The sequence below is a fragment of the Actinoplanes philippinensis genome (assembly GCF_900113015.1).
GTDB lineage: Bacteria > Actinomycetota > Actinomycetes > Mycobacteriales > Micromonosporaceae > Actinoplanes > Actinoplanes philippinensis.
The window spans coordinates 574,269-591,887 of sequence record NZ_FONV01000002.1 but is presented as its reverse complement, the minus strand read 5'-3'; the positions used below and the strand labels follow the sequence as shown (position 1 = coordinate 591,887).

Annotated in this window: 13 protein-coding genes; 4 read left to right on the top strand and 9 right to left on the bottom strand. The window is 72.0% G+C overall.

The window, feature by feature from the left end:
• Nucleotides 1-11 precede the first annotated feature (11 nt).
• The 4 genes from BM290_RS06155 to lpdA all read right to left on the bottom strand — a co-directional run bounded on the left by BM290_RS06155 (nt 12) and on the right by lpdA (nt 6,168).
• A complete protein-coding gene (locus BM290_RS06155) occupies nt 12-1,883 on the bottom strand; it encodes a DUF6311 domain-containing protein (RefSeq protein WP_093610857.1) in 1,872 nt (623 codons plus the stop codon).
• A 33-nt stretch (nt 1,884-1,916) separates the two neighbouring features.
• On the bottom strand, nt 1,917-2,834 hold the full coding sequence (locus BM290_RS06150; protein ID WP_093610855.1) for a TIGR01777 family oxidoreductase: 918 nt from the start codon (nt 2,832-2,834) through the stop codon (nt 1,917-1,919).
• Nucleotides 2,835-2,919: 85 nt separating this feature from the next.
• On the bottom strand, nt 2,920-4,740 hold the full coding sequence (gene sucB, locus BM290_RS06145; protein ID WP_093610853.1) for a 2-oxoglutarate dehydrogenase, E2 component, dihydrolipoamide succinyltransferase: 1,821 nt from the start codon (nt 4,738-4,740) through the stop codon (nt 2,920-2,922).
• A gap of 36 nt (nt 4,741-4,776) precedes the next feature.
• Nucleotides 4,777-6,168: a dihydrolipoyl dehydrogenase gene (lpdA, locus tag BM290_RS06140; RefSeq protein ID WP_093610851.1), complete on the bottom strand. Its 1,392-nt coding sequence runs from the start codon at nt 6,166-6,168 to the stop codon at nt 4,777-4,779.
• A gap of 164 nt (nt 6,169-6,332) precedes the next feature.
• Between lpdA and BM290_RS06135 the strand changes: the two genes are divergently transcribed.
• On the top strand, nt 6,333-6,653 hold the full coding sequence (locus tag BM290_RS06135; protein WP_093610849.1) for a hypothetical protein: 321 nt from the start codon (nt 6,333-6,335) through the stop codon (nt 6,651-6,653).
• 20 nt (nt 6,654-6,673) lie between these two features.
• On the opposite strand, the gene BM290_RS06130 is transcribed toward BM290_RS06135, so the two are convergent.
• Nucleotides 6,674-8,209 (bottom strand): leucyl aminopeptidase, encoded by a 1,536-nt coding sequence (locus BM290_RS06130; RefSeq protein ID WP_093610847.1) that lies wholly within the window; start codon nt 8,207-8,209, stop codon nt 6,674-6,676.
• Nucleotides 8,210-8,328: 119 nt separating this feature from the next.
• Here BM290_RS06130 and gcvT point away from each other — a divergent pair, with 119 nt between their 5' ends.
• A complete protein-coding gene (gcvT, locus tag BM290_RS06125) occupies nt 8,329-9,420 on the top strand; it encodes a glycine cleavage system aminomethyltransferase GcvT (RefSeq protein ID WP_093610845.1) in 1,092 nt (363 codons plus the stop codon).
• A gap of 117 nt (nt 9,421-9,537) precedes the next feature.
• On the opposite strand, the gene BM290_RS06120 is transcribed toward gcvT, so the two are convergent.
• Both BM290_RS06120 and BM290_RS06115 read right to left on the bottom strand, forming a co-directional pair.
• Nucleotides 9,538-10,284, bottom strand: a complete 747-nt coding sequence (locus BM290_RS06120) for an adenosylcobinamide-GDP ribazoletransferase (protein ID WP_093610843.1) — start codon at nt 10,282-10,284, stop codon at nt 9,538-9,540.
• Entirely contained in the window at nt 10,277-12,154 is a 1,878-nt protein-coding gene (locus BM290_RS06115) for a bifunctional adenosylcobinamide kinase/adenosylcobinamide-phosphate guanylyltransferase (RefSeq protein ID WP_093610841.1), read from the bottom strand. The genes BM290_RS06120 and BM290_RS06115 overlap by 8 nt, the downstream gene beginning before the upstream one ends.
• Nucleotides 12,155-12,240: 86 nt before the next feature.
• Between BM290_RS06115 and BM290_RS06110 the strand changes: the two genes are divergently transcribed.
• Nucleotides 12,241-12,438 carry a hypothetical protein gene (locus BM290_RS06110; RefSeq protein WP_093610839.1) on the top strand — a complete coding sequence of 66 codons (198 nt, stop codon included), beginning with the start codon at nt 12,241-12,243 and terminating at the stop codon, nt 12,436-12,438.
• Nucleotides 12,439-12,448: 10 nt separating this feature from the next.
• Nucleotides 12,449-13,267, top strand: coding sequence for a site-2 protease family protein (locus BM290_RS06105; RefSeq protein ID WP_093610837.1), 819 nt, complete (start codon nt 12,449-12,451; stop codon nt 13,265-13,267).
• Between the two features lie 52 nt (nt 13,268-13,319).
• Here the strand turns inward: BM290_RS06105 and BM290_RS06100 are convergent, their stop codons facing one another.
• Nucleotides 13,320-14,318, bottom strand: a complete 999-nt coding sequence (locus BM290_RS06100; RefSeq protein ID WP_093610835.1) for an aldo/keto reductase family protein — start codon at nt 14,316-14,318, stop codon at nt 13,320-13,322.
• A 9-nt stretch (nt 14,319-14,327) separates the two neighbouring features.
• Complete coding sequence (locus BM290_RS06095; protein ID WP_093610833.1) at nt 14,328-17,216, bottom strand: WG repeat-containing protein; 2,889 nt, start codon at nt 17,214-17,216, stop codon at nt 14,328-14,330.
• Nucleotides 17,217-17,619: the final 403 nt, after the last annotated feature.

Here is a 17,619-nt window from a genome sequence, read left to right as displayed (position 1 = left end):
CAGCCCGGAATTCATCGGTCGATCGGGTCCACGCCGGGACGGATGCGCCACACCAGGACGTCGTCCACCCTCTCCGGCTCGCCGAGCAGATCGGTGGCCGTCACCAGCACCGCGTTACGGAACAGCGTCATGTGATCGGAACCGGTGATCTGCTCGGGGAGGAACACGGCTTCGAGTTTCCAGTAGGCGAAGTCGGCGCGGGCCTGGGCGCGGTCGGCGTCGCTGAGTTCGGTCACGTACCCGTACAGCGCGGCGCGGGTGAACAACCAGTCGGTCGGCAGGTTCGGGGCGCCGATCCGGCCGATCTGCTTCTTGCCCTCCTCGCCGTTGGTCATCGGGCCGAGGAAGTAGCCGCCGGGGATCCGGAACTGCGGGCCGCCGCGGGCCATCGTGTACGCCTGCCAGCGCTGCCCGTCGGCCGTCACGTTCAGCGCGAACGGCAGGGCGGAGAGCACGCCGTTGTCCGACACATACCGCTGCCAGGTGCCGTTGGCGATGAAGTCCGGCTCGGGCGCGCGCTGCTGGTGGCGCACCGGCAGCGGCAGGATCGGCAGCAGCGCCACCACGATCCCCGCGGTCATCGCGGTCTGCAGCGACGGCGAGAGCCGCCGGTCCACCAGCTCCTGGGTGATCAGCGCCAGCACCACGCCGAAGACCACGGCCACCACCAGCGCCAGGCGCAACGGCAGCGCCGCGTCGAAGAGCGGCAGGTGGGAGAGCAACGAGTACGGCATCGGGACGGGCAGCTCGCCGTCCATCCAGTTGAGCCGTGGGCCGAGCGAGAGGACCAGGAAGACGAAGCCGACCAGCGTGATCGCCCGCAGGGTGGCCCGGCGCCCAGGCTCCGCACGCCGCCACACCAGCACCAGTGACACCAGGATCAGCACCACGAACGGCACGCCGAAGAAGGACGTCTCCTCGGTCCGGTTGGGGGCGAGGTCGGAGCCGAACCCGAAGATCGCGGCCAGCGAGCGGCTCGGGAACGACAGGTAGGCCGCACCGTCCTCGGCGAAGTAGCGCTGGTTGAACCCGGTGCCGGAGAACGTCTGCGGGCCGGCGAAGTGCATGTACAGCGGATAGGCCAGCAGCGCCCCGGCCACCACCGCGGTCACGCCCAGGGCCCGCAGCACCGTGGTGAAGGCGGCTTTCGCCTCGGCCCGGACCGCGCCGGCCAGCGCCCACGTGATGATGAAGATGCCGCTGGCCAGGGCGGTGTAGAAGAGCCCCTCGGCGGCGATCGTGAAGAACGCGGCGAGCATCACACCGAGGACCAGGCCGTTGCGCAGCCAGTGGCCCGGCTGCCGCAGGCGCAGCACCTGCCAGATCACGACCGGGGCGACCCAGCCGGCGGTCCAGTTGAGGTGGCCGTTGGCGTGCGAGATGAAGCCCGGCGCGAAGCCGCAGAACATGCCGCCCAGCCCCGCCGCGATCGGGCTGCGGACCAGCCAGCGGCGGAGGAACAGATACCACACGAAAGCGGACCCGGCGAGATTCAGAGTGAGAATCGTCACATAGCTGACCTGGGGTCCGGCCAGATAGGTCAACGGGGCGAACAGGATCGTGTAGACCGAGATCGACGTGTTCGCCGCCAGGTTCACCCCGAACGGCACGCTCAGCATGTCGGTGAAGAACGGATCCGACCCGTGCCCCAGCGTGTAGACGCCGTAACCCAGCAACCACTCGAAGAAGGCCTGGTCACCGATGTTGTCGGAGAGGCCGTTGACATACGGGTCGCGCCACAGCCCGTTCGTCACGTAGACGGCGGTGCCGAGAGCGAGCAGAGCGACGGTCAGATGGGCTCGCCAGGGCCGGGCGCGCGAGGGCGCCGGGGGCTCGACGGGCGGATCTGCGGACGCGGCGGGGGCAGGGGCGGCGACGGACATCAGCCGCAGGTTAGCAAGAAACCCTGAGGCGCTTTAGCCGGTCACCGCCGGTTGGGGCCGCAGAGCAGCCGCGAGGGCGTCCACCATATCGGGGTACGCCCACTCGAATCCGGCATTGCTCAACACTCCCGGCAGCACCCGCTGGGACCGCTGCGCCTCCCCGGCCAACTCGCCGATCACCAGGTCCAGCACCGGCCCCGGCACCGCCAGGAGAGCCGGCCGGCGCAGCACCCGGGCCATGTCACGGGTGAACTCTGCGTTGGTCACCGGCTTGGGCGACACCAGGTTCACCGGGCCGGCGACATCGTCCCGGCCCAGCAGGAACTCGGCCGCGGCCAGCCAGTCGGTCAGCGCGATCCAGGCCATCCACTGCCGGCCGCCACCGATCCGGGCGCCCGCGCCCAGCTTGAACGGCAGCAACAACGGCTTGATCAGCGAGCCGCTCGCGTCGATCGTCGGAGCCGTGCGCAGCAGCACCACCCGGGCGCCGGCGTCCTCGGCGGGACGGGCGGCCGCCTCCCACACCCGGCACAGGTCGGCCAGGAAGGTGTTGCCCGCCGGGGCCTCCTCGGTCACCGCCTGGTCGCCGGTGTCGCCATACCAGCCCACACCGGAGCTCTGCAGCAGCGTGCGCGGCCGATCGGCGTCGGGCAGCTTGCTGATCGCCCGGGCCAGGGTGTCGGTCGTGTCGATCCGGCTGGACCGCAGCACCCGCTTGTACGCCGCGGTCCACCGCCGGTCGCCGACGTTCGCCCCGGACAGGTTGATCACCGCGTCGGCGCCGGCCAGCACCGCGGTGTCCAGGCGCCCCTGCGCGGGGTCCCAGGTGGCCTCGTCCGGCCGCTCGGAGGGTCGCCGGACCAGCCGGACGATGTCGTGGCCGCTGTGCCGCAGCCGTTCGGCGAGCCGCGTGCCCAGAAATCCGGACGCCCCGGCCATGACGATGCGCATGATGTGATTCTTTCCCGAAGATCCCACGATCCCAAACAAAACCGGGGGGTACGCCGTGACGGCGCACCCCCCGATCCCCTGACCTTTAGAGGCCCAGGTCGGCCTCGAAGTGCCCGGCCTCCAGACGCTCCTTGAGAGTGCCCAGGAAGCGGGCCGCGTCAGCGCCGTCCACGATCCGGTGGTCGTAGGAGAGCGCCAGGTAGACCATCGACCGCGGCACGATGATCTCGCCCAGGTCCGGGTCGTTCACGATCACCGGGCGCTTGACGACCGCGCCGAGACCGAGGATGCCGACCTGCGGCTGGTTGATGATCGGCGTGTCGAAGAGCGCGCCCCGGCTGCCGGTGTTGGTCAGCGTGAAGGTGCCGCCACCGATCTCGTCCGGCCCGATCTTGTTGTTGCGGGTCCGGTCCGCGAGGTCCGCGATCCGCTTGGACAGACCGGCCAGGTTGAGGTCACCGGCGTCCTTGATGACCGGGACGACCAGGCCCTTCGGCGCGTCCACCGCGATGCCCAGGTGCTCGGCGCCGTGGTAGGTGACGGTGCCCGCCTCCATGTCCAGCGACGAGTTGACGACCGGGTGCTGCTGCAGCGCCTCGACCGTGGCCAGGGCGAAGAACGGCAGGAAGGTCAGTTTGACGCCGTGCTTGGCCTGGAAGTCCGCCTTCGCCTTGTTGCGCAGGTTGGCGATCTTGGTCACGTCGACCTCGACCACCGTGGTGAGCTGCGCGGAGATCTGCAGCGACTCCACCATGCGACGGGCGATCGTCTGGCGGATCCGGGGCAGCTTCTCGGTACGGCCGCGCAGCGGGCTCGGCTCCGCCTTCGGGGCCGCCTTCGGAGCGGGCGCGGCAGCACTCTCGGCCTGAGCTGCCGGCGCCTTCGTGGCGGCCGCGGCCTTCTCCGCCGCGTCGATGACGTCCTGCTTACGGATGCGGCCACCCACGCCGGTGCCGGTCAGGCTGGACAGGTCCACGCCCTTCTCGGCGGCCAGCTTGCGCACCAGCGGCGTCACGTAACCGGCGTCGCCGGCCCCGTTCGACTGGGCGGCCTGGGCGGTCGGCGCGGCGGGGGCGGGCTGCGCCGCGGGCGGCTGAGCGGCCGGCTGCTTGGTCTCCGCGGCGGGCGCGGGCGTCGCGTAGGACTCGCCGGAGAGGTTCGGCGCGGGCGCCGACTCGACCTTGGGCGCCGGGGCCTGCTGCGGCGCGGGGGCCGCGGCCGGCTTCTCCGGCTCGGGCGCGGGAGCGGGCGCGGGCGCGGCAGCCGGGGCGCTGCCCGGGGTGCCGACGATCGCCAGGACGGCGCCGACCTCGGCGGTCTCGTCCTCGCCGACCTTGATCTCCAGCAGCGTGCCGGCGACCGGGGACGGCAGCTCCGTGTCGACCTTGTCGGTGGAGACCTCGACCAGCGGCTCGTCCGCCTCGACGGTGTCGCCGACCGCCTTGAGCCAGCGGGTGATGGTGCCCTCGGTGACGCTCTCGCCGAGCGCCGGCAGCTTCACCTCGGTGCCCTCGCCGCCACCCGACGGGGCGGACGCGGTCTGCGGGGCCGGAGCCTCCTCCTCGACCGGCTTCTCGGTCGACGGGGTGACCGGGGCGGCGGGCTCCGGCTCGGCCTCGGCCTGCTGCTCCTGGGCCGGGGCGGGCGCGGCGGAACCGGCGTCCTCACCGTCGCCCGCGATGACGGCCAGCTCGCTGCCGACCTCCGCGGTCTCGTCCTCGCCGACCACGATCCGCGAGAGGATGCCCGCGGCGGGCGACGGGATCTCCGTGTCGACCTTGTCGGTGGAGACCTCGAGCAGCGGCTCGTCCGCCTCGACGCGCTCGCCCTCCTGCTTGAGCCAGCGCGTCACGGTTCCCTCGGTGACGCTCTCGCCAAGCCGCGGCATGGTTACCGATGTCGGCATCTTTTCCCAAACTCCTTAACGCGATGAACGATCAGATCAGCTGTGCGCGTGCAGCGGCTTGCCCGCGAGCGCGAGGAAGGCCTCGCCCAGCGCCTCGTTCTGCGTCGGGTGAGCGTGTACGAGCTGGGCGACCTCCTCGGGGAAGGCCTCCCAGTTGGTGATGAGCTGGGCCTCGCCGACGAGCTCGCCGACCCGGGCGCCGACCATGTGCACACCGACGACCGGGCCGTCCTCCACCCGGACCAGCTTGATGAAGCCCGCGGTCTTGAGGATCTGGCTCTTGCCGTTGCCACCGAGGTTGTAGTTGTACGTGGAGACCTTGTCCGCCCCGTACTGCTCCTTGGCCTTGGCCTCGGTGATGCCGACCGACGCGACCTCGGGGTCGGAGTAGGTGACCCGCGGGATGCCCGCCTCGTCGATGACCGCCGGGTTCTTGCCGGCGATCTCCTCCGCCACGAAGATGCCCTGCTGGAAGCCACGGTGGGCGAGCTGCAGGCCGGGGACGATGTCGCCGACGGCGTAGATGTTGCCGACGCCGGTGCGCAGGCGCTCGTCGACGATCACGAAGCCCCGGTCGAGGGTGATGCCCTGCTCCTCATACCCCAGGTTGGCGGTCGTCGGGCCACGGCCGACCGCGACCAGCAGCACCTCGGCCTCCAGGGTCTCGCCGCCGGCGATGGTGACCTTGACGCCGTTGTCGGTGTGCTCGACCTTCTCGAACGGCTTGCCGACCTTGAAGTTGATCTTCCGCTTGCGGAAGGCGCGCTCGACCTGCTTCGAGATCTCCTCGTCCTCCGCGGCGACCAGGCGGGGGAGGGCCTCGATGATGGTCACGTCGGCGCCGAACGACTTCCACACGCTGGCGAACTCGACGCCGATCACGCCGCCGCCCAGGACGATCGCCGACTGCGGCACCCGGTCCAGCTTGAGCGCGTGCTCGCTGGTCAGCACCCGCTTGCCGTCGACCTCCAGGCCGGGCAGCGAGCGCGAGTAGGAGCCGGTGGCGAGGATGACGTTGCGGCCGGTGTACCGCTTGCCGTCGACCTCGACGGTGTCCTTGCTGACGAGCTTGCCCGCGCCCTGGACGATCGTGATGTTCTTGTTGTGGCCGAGCAGGCCGGTGAGGCCCTTGTACAGCCGGCCGACCACGCCGTCCTTGTAGGCGTTCACCCCGGCCATGTCGATGCCGACCAGGTCGGCCTTGACGCCGAACTGCTCGCTCTCGCGCGTCTGGTCGGCGATCTCCGCGGCGTGCAGGAGGGCCTTCGTGGGGATGCACCCGCGGTGCAGGCAGGTGCCGCCGAGCTCGGCCTTGTCGATCAGCGCGACCTTGAGGTCGAACTGAGCGGCACGCAGGGCGGCCGCATAGCCACCACTGCCGGCGCCGAGAATGACGATGTCGAAGGTTCCGCCGTTGGGCTGGCTCACGTTGACTCCAGTGGTCGCATCGTCTCCGGTGTGGGTCACACAATGGAAACGGTCACAGTCCCGTCACCGACATCTTGTCACTTGGCGACCCGGTCAATGCAGTCAGGTGCCCCACGACACGTCGGTCCGTCGTACCCTTGCGGGATCGAACGCGAGGAGGAGCAGTGGCTTGGTTTCGGCGGCGTCCCCGGGCCAGCGGACCCGGTGGCCGGCAGGTCAACCAGGCCGATCTGGAGCATCTTACGCAATTCTTCCGCACCAAGCAGGGAGTCGAGGCATTCATCGAGCCACAGACGACGGTGACCGAGACCACCCTGTTGCTTGTGGCACACGACGGTGAATGGACCCGTCGCCGCATCGGCTCGCCGGATGTCGCCTGGAAATTCGCGCACCAGCTGAGCATGCCGATCTACGACGTGAAGCTGCTCGGCTATCCACAGCGGATGCGCGACTACAACGAACGGCAGCGGCGCCGCCCGGTCTGAGCCGGGCGACGCCCACCACGTCAGGACAGGTCGTCGATGACCTTGAGGAAGGTGCGGACCGGCACGCCCGTGCCGCCCTTCGTCCAGTAACCGTTCGCCTCACCGGTGTGGTATCCGGGGCCCGCGATGTCGATGTGCGCCCACTCCACGCCCTCGGCCACGAACTCGCGCAGGAACACGCCACCCTGCAGCATGTGCCCGGCCCGGTCCAGGTTCGCGTTGGTCTGGCAGATGTCGGCGATCTCCGACTCCATGCCCTTGCGCACGTCGTCCGGCAGCGGCATCCGCCAGGCCGGCTCGCCGACCGCCTTGCCGGCTGCTTCGACCAGCGCGGACGCCTCGTCCGACCCCATCAGGCCGGCGATCCGCTTGCCCAGCGCGATCACCTGCCCACCGGTCAGCGTCGACGTCTCGAACAGGTAGTCGGCGCCGTCCTCACAGGCCCGCACGATCGCGTCGGCCAGCACCATCCGGCCCTCGGCGTCGGTGTTGAACACCTCGACCCGCTTGCCGCCGTACATGGTGATGACGTCGCCCGGCCGGTACGCCGAACCGGACGGCATGTTCTCGGCGATCGCCAGGTAACCGGAGACGGCCACGCCCGGCTCCAGCGCGGCCACCGCGATCATCGTGGCGGCCACCGCGGCGGCGCCCGCCATGTCCGACTTCATCTCCCACATGCCGGCGGCCGGCTTGATGCTGACGCCACCGGTGTCGAAGGTGATGCCCTTGCCGACCAGCGCGACCCGCTTCGGGTTCTCCACCCCGGACGGCGTGTAGCTGAGCTTGACCAGCCGCGGCGGGGCCTCCGAGCCCTGCCCGACCGCCACGATGCCGCCGTACCCACCGGCCTTGAGCTGCTCGAAGTCGAGCACCTCGACCTCCAGGCCGGCCTCGGTCGCGGCCGCCGCCACCTGGTCGGCCAGGTCGGCCGGGCGCAGCGCGTTGGGCGGGGTGTTGACCCAGTCACGGCTCAGCCGCACCGACTTCGCCACCACCGCGGCGCGGCGCAGCTCGGCCGCCGCCGCCTCGTCGGCCGCGTCCGGCACGTGCAGGCGCAGCTCGGCGACCGGGTCACGGCGGCTCTTCTGCGGCTTGGTCTTGTAACCGGCGAAGCGGTAGCCGCCGAGCAGGGCGCCCTCGAGCACGGCGCGCAGCACCGGCGGGGCGTCCGCGTCGTCGGGCACCGGGAGGGCCAGCACCACGGTGGCGCTGCCGGCCAGGGCGCGGACCGCGGCGCCGGCGCCCCGGCGCAGGGTCTCCAGGTCGGGGGCGGGGCCGCCCGGCTCGGGGCCGAGGCCGACCGCGACCAGCAGCGGCGCGGCGATCGTGCCGAGGGTGGCCAGCTTGGTCACCTCGCCGGCGGCCCCGGTCGCGCCGAGCAGAGACAGCGTGGCGGTGAGCTTGCCGTCGAAGGCCGCGGCGATGCTCTCCGCGCCCGCGGCCGGCAACAGGGTGCCCTCCTCGTCTGGCTGGCTGTGCAGGCCGATGACGATGGCATCGACCGCCGATTCGGCCGGGTCGGTGTCGACCAGGCTGAGGCTGGGCTGGGTCACTCGGTCTCTCCGGACGTCTGGGCAGGAACAGCACCGGTAGGCGCGCTCCCGGCTATTGGGAAAACGGTGTTGTCCCCGCGACTCTAAACCTGCTCAAGGTCACCGGTAAGTTGAGTCTCATGTCTTCCGCGCCGCTCCGCTCCGCACTGCATGATCGCCACGTCGCCCTGGGGGCGAAGTTCGCCGCGTTCGGCGGCTGGGACATGCCTTTGGAGTACTCCGGGGGCGGCGTCCTGAAGGAGCACGCGGCGGTTCGTGAGGCGGCCGGTGTCTTCGACGTGTCGCACCTGGGCAAGGCGCGGGTCCGGGGCGCCGGGGCGGCCGCCTTCGTCAACGCGTGCCTCACCAACGACCTGGGCCGCATCGCCCCCGGCAGGGCGCAGTACACGCTGTGCTGCGACGAGTCCGGCGGCGTCGTCGACGACCTGATCGCCTACCTGCACGGCGACGACCACGTCTTCCTGATCCCCAACGCGGCGAACACGGCCGAGGTGGTCCGCCGGCTCGCCGAGGCCGCCCCGGCCGGGCTGACCGTCACCGGCGAGCACCGCGACCACGCCGTCCTCGCCGTCCAGGGCCCGCGCTCCGCGGAGATCCTCGGCAAGCTCGGCCTGCCCGTCGAGCACGGCTACATGTCGTTCGTCACCGCGTCGTTCCAGGGCGCCGAGCTGACCGTCTGCCGTACCGGGTACACCGGCGAGCACGGCTACGAGCTGGTCGTCGGGTGGGACGACGCGGCCGCCGTGTGGGACGCGGTGGTCGACGCCGGGGTGCGGCCGTGCGGGCTCGGCGCCCGCGACACGCTGCGCACCGAGATGGGCTACCCGCTGCACGGCCAGGAGCTGAGCCTCGACATCAGCCCGGTCCAGGCCCGCTCCGGCTGGGCCGTCGGCTGGGACAAGCCCGCCTTCTGGGGGCGGGCGGCCCTCCAGGCCGAGAAGAGCGAGGGCCCGCGGCGGGTTCTGCGAGGCCTCGAGCTCACCGGCCGCGGCATCCCCCGGGGGCACATGACGGTGTACGCGGGGGAGACTCCCGTGGGCGAGACCACCAGCGGCACCTTCTCGCCGACACGCAAGGTGGGGATCGCCCTGGCCCTCATCGACACCGCTCCCGCCCTCGCCGACGGCGACCTGGTCACGATCGACATCCGGGGCCGCCGCACCGAGGCCCGCCTGGTGAAGCCCCCCTTCGTGACCCCTTCCGTCCGCTGACCCCCGACCCGCCGGACAGGCCGGCCGGCCCGGTGCGTCCGGCTTTCCGGGAGAGCCCTGACGTCCGACTGTTCCTGATCTTCGCGGCCGCTCCGGGAGATGTCTCCGGGACAGCGCTCAGGACCGGCCGGGGGCCAGGGTGAGCAGGACCAGGGTGAGGGTCACCGCCAGCTCCACGGCGGCTCCCAGGACGTCGCCGGTGATGCCGCCGAACCGCCGTACCGCATGACGCAGAAGCAGCACCACCGCGAACAGTGCGGCGGCGACGGCGGCCGGCCCCTGCCACGGACGGCCCGGCACCGCGGCGACCCCGATCGCGCCGACGAACGCCGCGCCCGCCGCCACGGCCGCGAGCGGCACCGTGGACGCCACCATCGCGCCGAGCCCCTCCGGCCGTGCCGGGGGAACCCCGCGGCGGCAGGCGACGCTCACCGCGAGCCGCCCGGCCGCCCACGCCGTCACGAGCGCCCACGGACCGGCGGCGGTCAGCGCGGCGGCCTGCACGACGACGGTGGCACAGAGCGCCACCACCCCGAACGGCCCGATGTCCGGCTTTTTCATGATGTCGAGGGCGGCGGGACCCGAGCGGTACGACCCGAGCGCGTCCACCGTGTCCGCCAGCCCGTCCAGATGCAGCCCGCGGGTGAGCAGGGCGCCCGCCGCGACGGTCAGCCCGGCCGCCACCAGCTCCGGCGACCCGGCGGCCCGCAGACCGGCGTGCAGCCCGGCCAGCGCCAGCCCCAGCAACGCCCCCACGACCGGGGCCACCGACATCGCCACCGCCGCGGTGGACCGGTCCACCCGGCCCGCCCGCAGCGGCAGCACGGTCAGTGTGGTGACCGCCAGCCGTACCCCGTCAAGCACCCCACTCCGTGCGCGGGCTCAGCGTGTTGAACGCGGCGGTGTTGAAGGGCAGATCCGGCCGGTCGTCGTCCTCGTCGAAGTCGTCCTCGTCCTCGTCATCGTCGTCATCGGGGGAGCCGTCGTCGAGGCCGTCGTCGCCGACCTCGCCGAGCAGCGCCGGGTGCACCGGCTGCGCCGCCGCCAGCCCGACCGCGGTCCGCAGCACCGGCAGCACGGCCAGCGCGTTCGCGCCCTCGCCCAGATCCAGCCCGACCTGCAGCACCGGGGTCAGCCCGAGCACGTCGGCGCCCTGCTTGACCAGGGCGAGCGTGCCCGCCTCCGGCAGCAGGCACCAGTGCCGGGTCTGGCTGGCCAGGTCGCGGGCCACCAGCCCGGCGGCGATCCCGAGCGGACCGTCGACCAGCACCGGGGTCCGGCGGGCCGCGGCGCCCAGCAGCAGGCCGGTGGCGACGGCCACGTCCAGCCCGCCGACCTGTCGCAGGATGTCGACGGCCCCGCGTGGCTCCTGCCGGATGCGGTGCATCGCGTCCCGGACGGCCGCGCACCGGGCCATCCAGGCGCCGTCGTCGAACCGCGCGCCCGGCACCTGCACCCGGGGCAGGGTGGCGACCGGCTCGGCCCCGGTGGTGGCGGCCAGCACGGCGGTCGCGGCGGCCTCGACGCCGGCCGAGATGCCGGCCAGCACGATCACGTCGCGGCCCGCGTCGGCGGCGGCGTCGGCGAGCCGCCAGCCGTCCCGCAGCGCGGCCTCGACCTCCTGCTCCGAGGTGACCGGGCCGTCCTCCATCGCGCCGGTGGACGGGGTGCGCAGCACCGAGATGTCGGCGCCGGCCTGCCCGGCGAGCCGGCCGATCAGCCCGACGCCCAGCTCGGCCTCGGCGATCCGGCGCTCCACGTCGGCGGTGTCGGCGCCGGCCACCGCCCCACCGGTACGCCGTCCGCCGATCACCACGACCCGGGCCGCGGTCCACGCCCGCGGGGTGACCGAGCCCTGGGTGGCCGCCGCGAACTCGACGGCCTCGCCGAGCGCGCCCAGCCCGCCACCCGGCAGGTCCAGCCCGGCGAGGCGCTCCCGCGCGTCCGGACCGGCGTCGGCGCTGGGCAGCGGCAGGTCCATGCCGGGTTTGATCTCGGTGAGCCCGGACGCCACCAGCGGCAGCATCATCGTCGCCTCGCTCAGCGCGCCGGCCGGCTCCGGCCGGTGGCCGGGCTCGGGCTCGGCGACCGGCGTGACCACTGTGGCCGGCGGCGGCGGGGGCGCCGGCGTCGACGGGGTGGGCACAGCGATCGGCCGGGAGACGGTCCGTGGCGCCTCGACCGGGGCGGCCTGCCCCTTCAGCCAGGTCGTCTGCCCGGCCACCACCAGGGCGACCGCGTCGACGGCCTCGGCCAGCGCCTGGTTGGTCGTGCCGAGCGCGTCGGCGAACGCCCGCCCGACCGGGGTCACCGGCACCAGCGACAGCCCCACCTCGGGGCTCACCAGCACCACCCGCGCCGCGGTCTCGCGGACGGCCGCGGCCAGCGCCGCCACGTCGGCCTCGTCGTCGTTGGGCTGCCGCGCCGGGTTGAGCACCGACGCCACCCAGCCGCCGAGGTCGTCGACGAGCACCGTCTCGCCCGGCCCGGCCTGGCGCAGCAACTCGGTCAGCGCAGCCGGGTCGGCGCCGGTCTCCTCGGTCGTCCAGGACTGCGGGCGGCGCCGCTGATGCGCCTCGATCCGCGCCTGCCACTCGGGATCGTCCTCGCCGCCGACGGCGGTCGCCACATATCGCACCGAGGGGGCGCCGGAGATGAGTGACTCGGCGAACCCGGACTTGCCGGACCGGATACCACCGAGCACCAGAACCGTGTTCCACCGATCTTCGGACATGCCCCGTACCTTAGAGCCGGGTCGCACACGCTGACGCCGTAGGGTGGAAGCCCACCGACGAGGTACTGACGTGAGGGGGCGGCTGTATGCCGTGGAGTTGGCGGTATGAGGACGTCGACGGCAAGACGGTCGACGGCCCGGAGGAGACGTTCAGCAGCCAGGCCGACGCCGAGTCCTGGATCGGGCAGGAGTGGCGGCAGTTGCAGTCCGCCGGGGTCAGCACGGTCATCCTCGTCGAGGACGACCGGGTCGACTACCAGATGAGCCTGCTCCCGGCCGAGTGAGCGGGCTGCCGTGACGTACGAACCGGTTTATACCCGTACACCGCGCAACGCCTTCGTGCCGAGCCCGGTCTTCGTCGGCATCGTCGCCGTCTTCGTGGTCAGCGGCGTGATGACGTGGACCAAGTTCGGCAACGTCGGGTTCGACGTGTTCCTGTTCGTCATCTCGGGCTGGATCATCTCGCTCTGCCTGCATGAGTACGCACATGCCATCACCGGCTACTTCTCCGGCGACCTGACCGTCGCCGACCGGGGCTACCTGCGTCTCAACCCGCTGAAGTACACGCACCCGCTGCTCTCCATCGTGCTGCCGGTGATCGTGGTGATCCTCGGCGGCATCGGTCTGCCCGGCGGCGCCGTCTGGATCGACCATCGTTACATCCGCAGCAAGGTGAAGGACTCGCTGATCAGCGCGGCCGGCCCGCTCACCAACGTGCTGCTCGCGCTGGTGGTGGCGCTGCCGTTCCTGATCGGCCTGGCGCCCGAGGTGGTGACGTTCCGCGGCCAGTCCGCTCTCACCGACGACAGCCACCTCGCCTTCTGGGCGGCCCTGGCCCTGCTCGCGTTCCTGCAGGTGACCGCGAGCGTGCTCAACTTCCTGCCGGTCCCCGGGCTGGACGGGGGCAGCATCATCTCCCCGTGGTTCAGCCCCGCCTACCAGCGCGCGTGGAACCTGATGGCCCCGTGGGGCTTCCTGGTGCTGTTCCTGCTGCTCTGGCAGAGCCCGGCGGGCACCTGGTTCTTCCAGCTCGTCGACGGGCTGGCCGGCCTGCTCGGCATCGATTCGGCGCTGTACGGGACCGGCCTGCGCCTGATGCGGTTCTGGTCCTAGCACCCGGCTCGGAAGGGGGCGGGAGCCTCCTTCCGAACCGGGCGCCGGCGCGTCACGGACGCTTGGCCGGGCTGGAGGTGAGCGACGGGTCGCGGGTCACCACCGGATCCACGATCTCGTCGATCGACTTCAGCAGGCCGGCGTCCAGCTTCACCCCGGAGGCCTTCACGTTGTCGCGGACCTGCTCGGGCCGGGACGCGCCGATGATCGCCGCGGAGACGTTCGGGTTCTGCAGCACCCACGCCAGCGCCAGCTGAGCCAGGGTCAGCCCGGCCTCGTCGGCCAGCGGCTGCAGCCGGGCCACCGCGTCGAGCACGTCGTCCTCCATCCAGCGGGCGATGAAACCGGCGCCGGACTTCTCGTCGGTGGCCCGCGACCCGGCCGGCGGCTGCTCCCCGGCCCGGTACTTGCCGGTCAGCACCCCCTGCGCCAGCGGTGACCAGACGATCTGGCCCAGCCCCAGCTCCTGCGATGCCGGCACCACCTCCGCCTCGATCACCCGCCACAGGATCGAGTACTGCGGCTGGTTCGACACCAGGCGTACCCGCAGCTCGTCGGCGATCGGCTTCGCGGCCCGGATCTGCTCGGCCGTCCACTCGGACACGCCGATGTAGAGCGCCTTGCCCTGCCGTACCACGTCGGCGAACGCCTCCACGGTCTCCTCGAGCGGCGTGTGATGGTCGAAGCGGTGCGCCTGATACAGGTCGACGTAGTCGGTGCCCAGGCGGCGCAGCGAGCCGTCGATCGACTCCAGGATGTGCTTGCGGGACAGGCCGCTGTCGTTGGCGCCCGGCCCGGTCCGCCAGAACACCTTCGTGAAGATCTCCAGGCCGGCGCGCCGCTCGCCGTTCAGCGCCCGGCCCAGCACCTCCTCGGCACGGGTCCCCGCGTACACGTCGGCGGTGTCGAAGGTCGTGATGCCGGAGTCCAGGGCCGCGCGCACACACGCGAGCGCGGCCTCCTCCTCCACCTGCGAACCGTGGGTGATCCAGTTGCCGTAGGCGATCTCACTGACCAGCAGGCCGGAACGGCCGAGATGACGAAACTCCATCACCTCAGCCTAGAGAACCGGCCGGGTCTCCTCCGGCAGCGCATCCACCAGCGAGGCGACGTCACGGTGGCCCATGTCGATCATCGGAGCGCCGGTACGGTCCAGCGCCCCCCACAGCCCTGCCGCGTTCCGCACCAGGAACGCCACCGGATGGATCACCACCGAGGCGTGCACCGGCTCGACCACGGTCCGCCCGGCCCGGTCGACGACCCCGAACCGGTCCCCGGCGTCGACCACCGCCAGCCCGTCGTCGGTGAACCCGTCGACCGCCCCGCCGATGTGCAGAGCCGTCACGAACCGCTGGTACCGCGGGGTGACCGCGAACCGTCCGTTCCGGTCCACGGCGCCCCAGACGCCGCCCTGCCGCACCACGGCCAGCCCGCGCCGGAACGGCCGCGCGTCCTCGAACCCGCCGGCCGGCACGACGAGCCGGTTCTGCGTGTCGATCGCGAACCAGCCACCCTGGTCACGCGACACCCAGGCCAGCCCCTCCGCGAACCGGGTCACCCCCGTGTAGCCGTGCGCCGCCGCGATGACCTGCTCACCACGCGGATCGATCAGCTCCCACGACGCCGACTCCGGCCGCCGCACCCACGCCACACCCTCGGCGAACGGCTGTGCCTCCACGAACCGCGGCTCGACCGCCGCGGCGTACCCCCACAGGCCCGCCCCGTCGTCGAGCAGCGGAACCGGCGCCTCCGGCCGGCCCAGCACCTCGTCGCGGGTCCGCGGGTAGGGGCCCCACCCGGCCACCCCGGATCGGCGGGAGATCGCGTCCAGCGCCAGCTCGATCCGTTCCACCAGCTCCGGATCCTCGCCACGGCGCACGTCCAGCGCACGCTCGAAGAGGTTCACCGCCTCCAGGTAACGGCCCTGCTCGTACGCCGACCGCCCGGCCAGCTCACAGATCTCCGCCCGGGTCCGCGGCGGCAGCTCCGGCGAGTCGGCTCCCGCGTACAGCCGGTCCGCCTCCTCGAACTCGCCCCGCCACTGCAGCACGTGCGCCAGCCGGGCCTGCGCGATGGCCGTACCCCGCAGCTCCCCGGCCGCCTCGGCGTGCCGCAGCCCGTCCCGCCCGTCGGCGAGCGCGTCATCCAACTCCCCGACGATCCGGTGGACCACGGCCCGCAGGCTCAGCAGCCGCGCCCGCACGTTGTCCCGCTCGGCGAACTCCAGCCGGTCGGTCAGCCGGTCGGCCACATCCCACAGCCGGTCCGGCTCGTCCACCTGCTCGCGCAACGTCTGCGGGTCATAGGCCCACGGGTACGCCGCGAGGATCTGCTCGGGATCGGCCCGCCGCCGGTCCGCCGGAGCCCGCTGATCCCGCCGCTGCCGAACCGGTTCGACCCGTGCGGCCTCCGGCGGAGCCATCCGCGACGCGGTCGCCACCGACGTCTCCGGAGCGCTCTCGCTTTCCGTCGCCGACGTCACACCCTGCGGCGGTACGGCCGGAGCACTCCCCGCCGCATCCCCTGCGTCGTCGCCCGCCGCGTCCTCGTCCGCCGCCTCCGGCTCGGCTGTCTCCACGGCCGTCGCGTCGTCAACCGTATCCACGGCCGTCTCCGTCGGCGCGCTCAGCGCAACCGTCTCCGGTTCCGGGTTCTCCGGTTCCGGGTGGATCACAACGGTCTCGGGTTCGGCGTCGATCGCGACGGTCGCCGGTTCGGTGTCGAGCAGAACGGTCTCGGGCTCTGTGCCCAGGACGATCGTCTCCGGCTCCACGTCCGGCTCACCCGTGATGACCACAGTCTCGGGTTCCACGCCGAGCGCGATGGTCTCGGGCTCCACGTTCAGCGCTGCGGTTTCGGGCTCCAGGGTCAGCGCCGCGGTTTCGGGCTCCAGGCTCAGCGCCGCGGTTTCGGGCTCCAAGCTCAGCGCTGCGGTTTCGGGCTCCGGAACGATGACCGCAGTGTCCGGCTCCACGGAGTCGTCGATCTCCGCCGCGTCGTCCAGCGAGAGAGACCCCTCATCCGAGGTGTGGACCGAGACCTCGGTGGCCTCGTCCACGGACGCGGTGCCGTCAGCGCCCTGATCAGCGACTTCACCGCCGCCGTCGGGCGTCGTGGCCTTGATGCGGACGATCTGCATCGTCCGAGTGAGATCCAGTTCTTCCTCGGACCTGCTGTCCTGCCCGTCAGTGCCGGTCTCCACCGAGTCATCGGCGTCCGGGCGAACTCCCGCACCCTCCTCCACACGCTCCGGCTCCGCCACCCGGAACCGGCGCAACACCGCGGTCACATCGTCAGCCTCGTCGCCCTGACGAGCCACATCCACAGTCGAGTCGCCGGCACTGCCCGACTCCACCGCGCGGGACGGGAGTCCCGGTTCACTCAGGCTGATGGCAACGGTCTCGTCCGCGCGAACGGCCGCCCCATCCGTCGCACCCGCCCACTCCGCTGCGGAGATGACGGTCACGTCATCCTCGGCAGGTTCGCCATCCTCGGCAGGTTCGCCATCCTCGGCAGGTTCGCCATCCTCGGCAGGTTCGTCGGAGACGGCAACCGCCGTCGTCCCGTCGATCGAGCCCGATTCACCGGCGATCGCGATGACCTCGTCCGAGACGTCCTCAGCCTCGGCCGGCTCGTTCTCCGCCGCGGCCGTGTCGTCCTCGAACGCAGTGGTGGCGAGCACGGTCGCGGCCGGTTCGGTCGCCGCCGCCTCTTCCTCGACCTCGACGACAGCGGAGGCGTCCTCGTCCTGAGCCGGCTCGCCCTCGACGGTCACCTCGGCATCTGCCGGCACATCCGAGACAAGGGCGGTAGCTGCCGGTCCGTCCTCCCCGGAGCCGATCGTGGCGGTCCCGGTCCCGTCGGCGGCGTCCTGATCGGCCGTCACCGTCTCCGCACTGGACATCTGCTCGTCAGCGGGCTCCGCGTGGACGCTCTCCTCAGCGACCACGACCCTCGCAGATGAAGCCTCATCAAAGGACACAGACTCCGCGGTAGCGGGAGCCTCCTCGATCGAAAGCGCTTCGACCGGTTCAGAGTGGCTCGGCGCAGGCGTGAATCCGGGCGGCGTCGGAACAGCCTGAACCGGAGCCGTCACGACTAGAGCATCATGTTCTGAAACGACAACGACCGGAACGTAGTGTTCTGTAGCGGTGATAACCGCAACGTCCTGTTCCGTGGCGGTGACCGCAACGTCCTTTTCGGTGGCGGTGGCCGCAACGTCCTGTTCTGTCGCGGTGATAACCGGATCATCTTGTTCCGCGGCGGTGGTAACCGGAACACCCTGTTCCGTAGCCCTTTCCGCAGGAGCGGGTTCCTCCGTCGCAGCTGCGGTTTCAGCCGCGGTTTCAGCC

Bases quoted from the DNA above. Each gene is read 5' to 3' on its own strand.
- sucB (WP_093610853.1), bottom strand. From the start codon at position 4,740: ATGCCGACATCGGTAACCATGCCGCGGCTTGGCGAGAGCGTCACCGAG.
- BM290_RS06150 (WP_093610855.1), bottom strand. From the start codon at position 2,834: ATGCGCATCGTCATGGCCGGGGCGTCCGGATTTCTGGGCACGCGGCTC.
- BM290_RS06115 (WP_093610841.1), bottom strand. From the start codon at position 12,154: ATGTCCGAAGATCGGTGGAACACGGTTCTGGTGCTCGGTGGTATCCGG.
- BM290_RS06100 (WP_093610835.1), bottom strand. From the start codon at position 14,318: ATGGAGTTTCGTCATCTCGGCCGTTCCGGCCTGCTGGTCAGTGAGATC.
- BM290_RS06110 (WP_093610839.1), top strand. From the start codon at position 12,241: ATGCCGTGGAGTTGGCGGTATGAGGACGTCGACGGCAAGACGGTCGAC.
- gcvT (WP_093610845.1), top strand. From the start codon at position 8,329: ATGTCTTCCGCGCCGCTCCGCTCCGCACTGCATGATCGCCACGTCGCC.
- BM290_RS06155 (WP_093610857.1), bottom strand. From the start codon at position 1,883: ATGTCCGTCGCCGCCCCTGCCCCCGCCGCGTCCGCAGATCCGCCCGTC.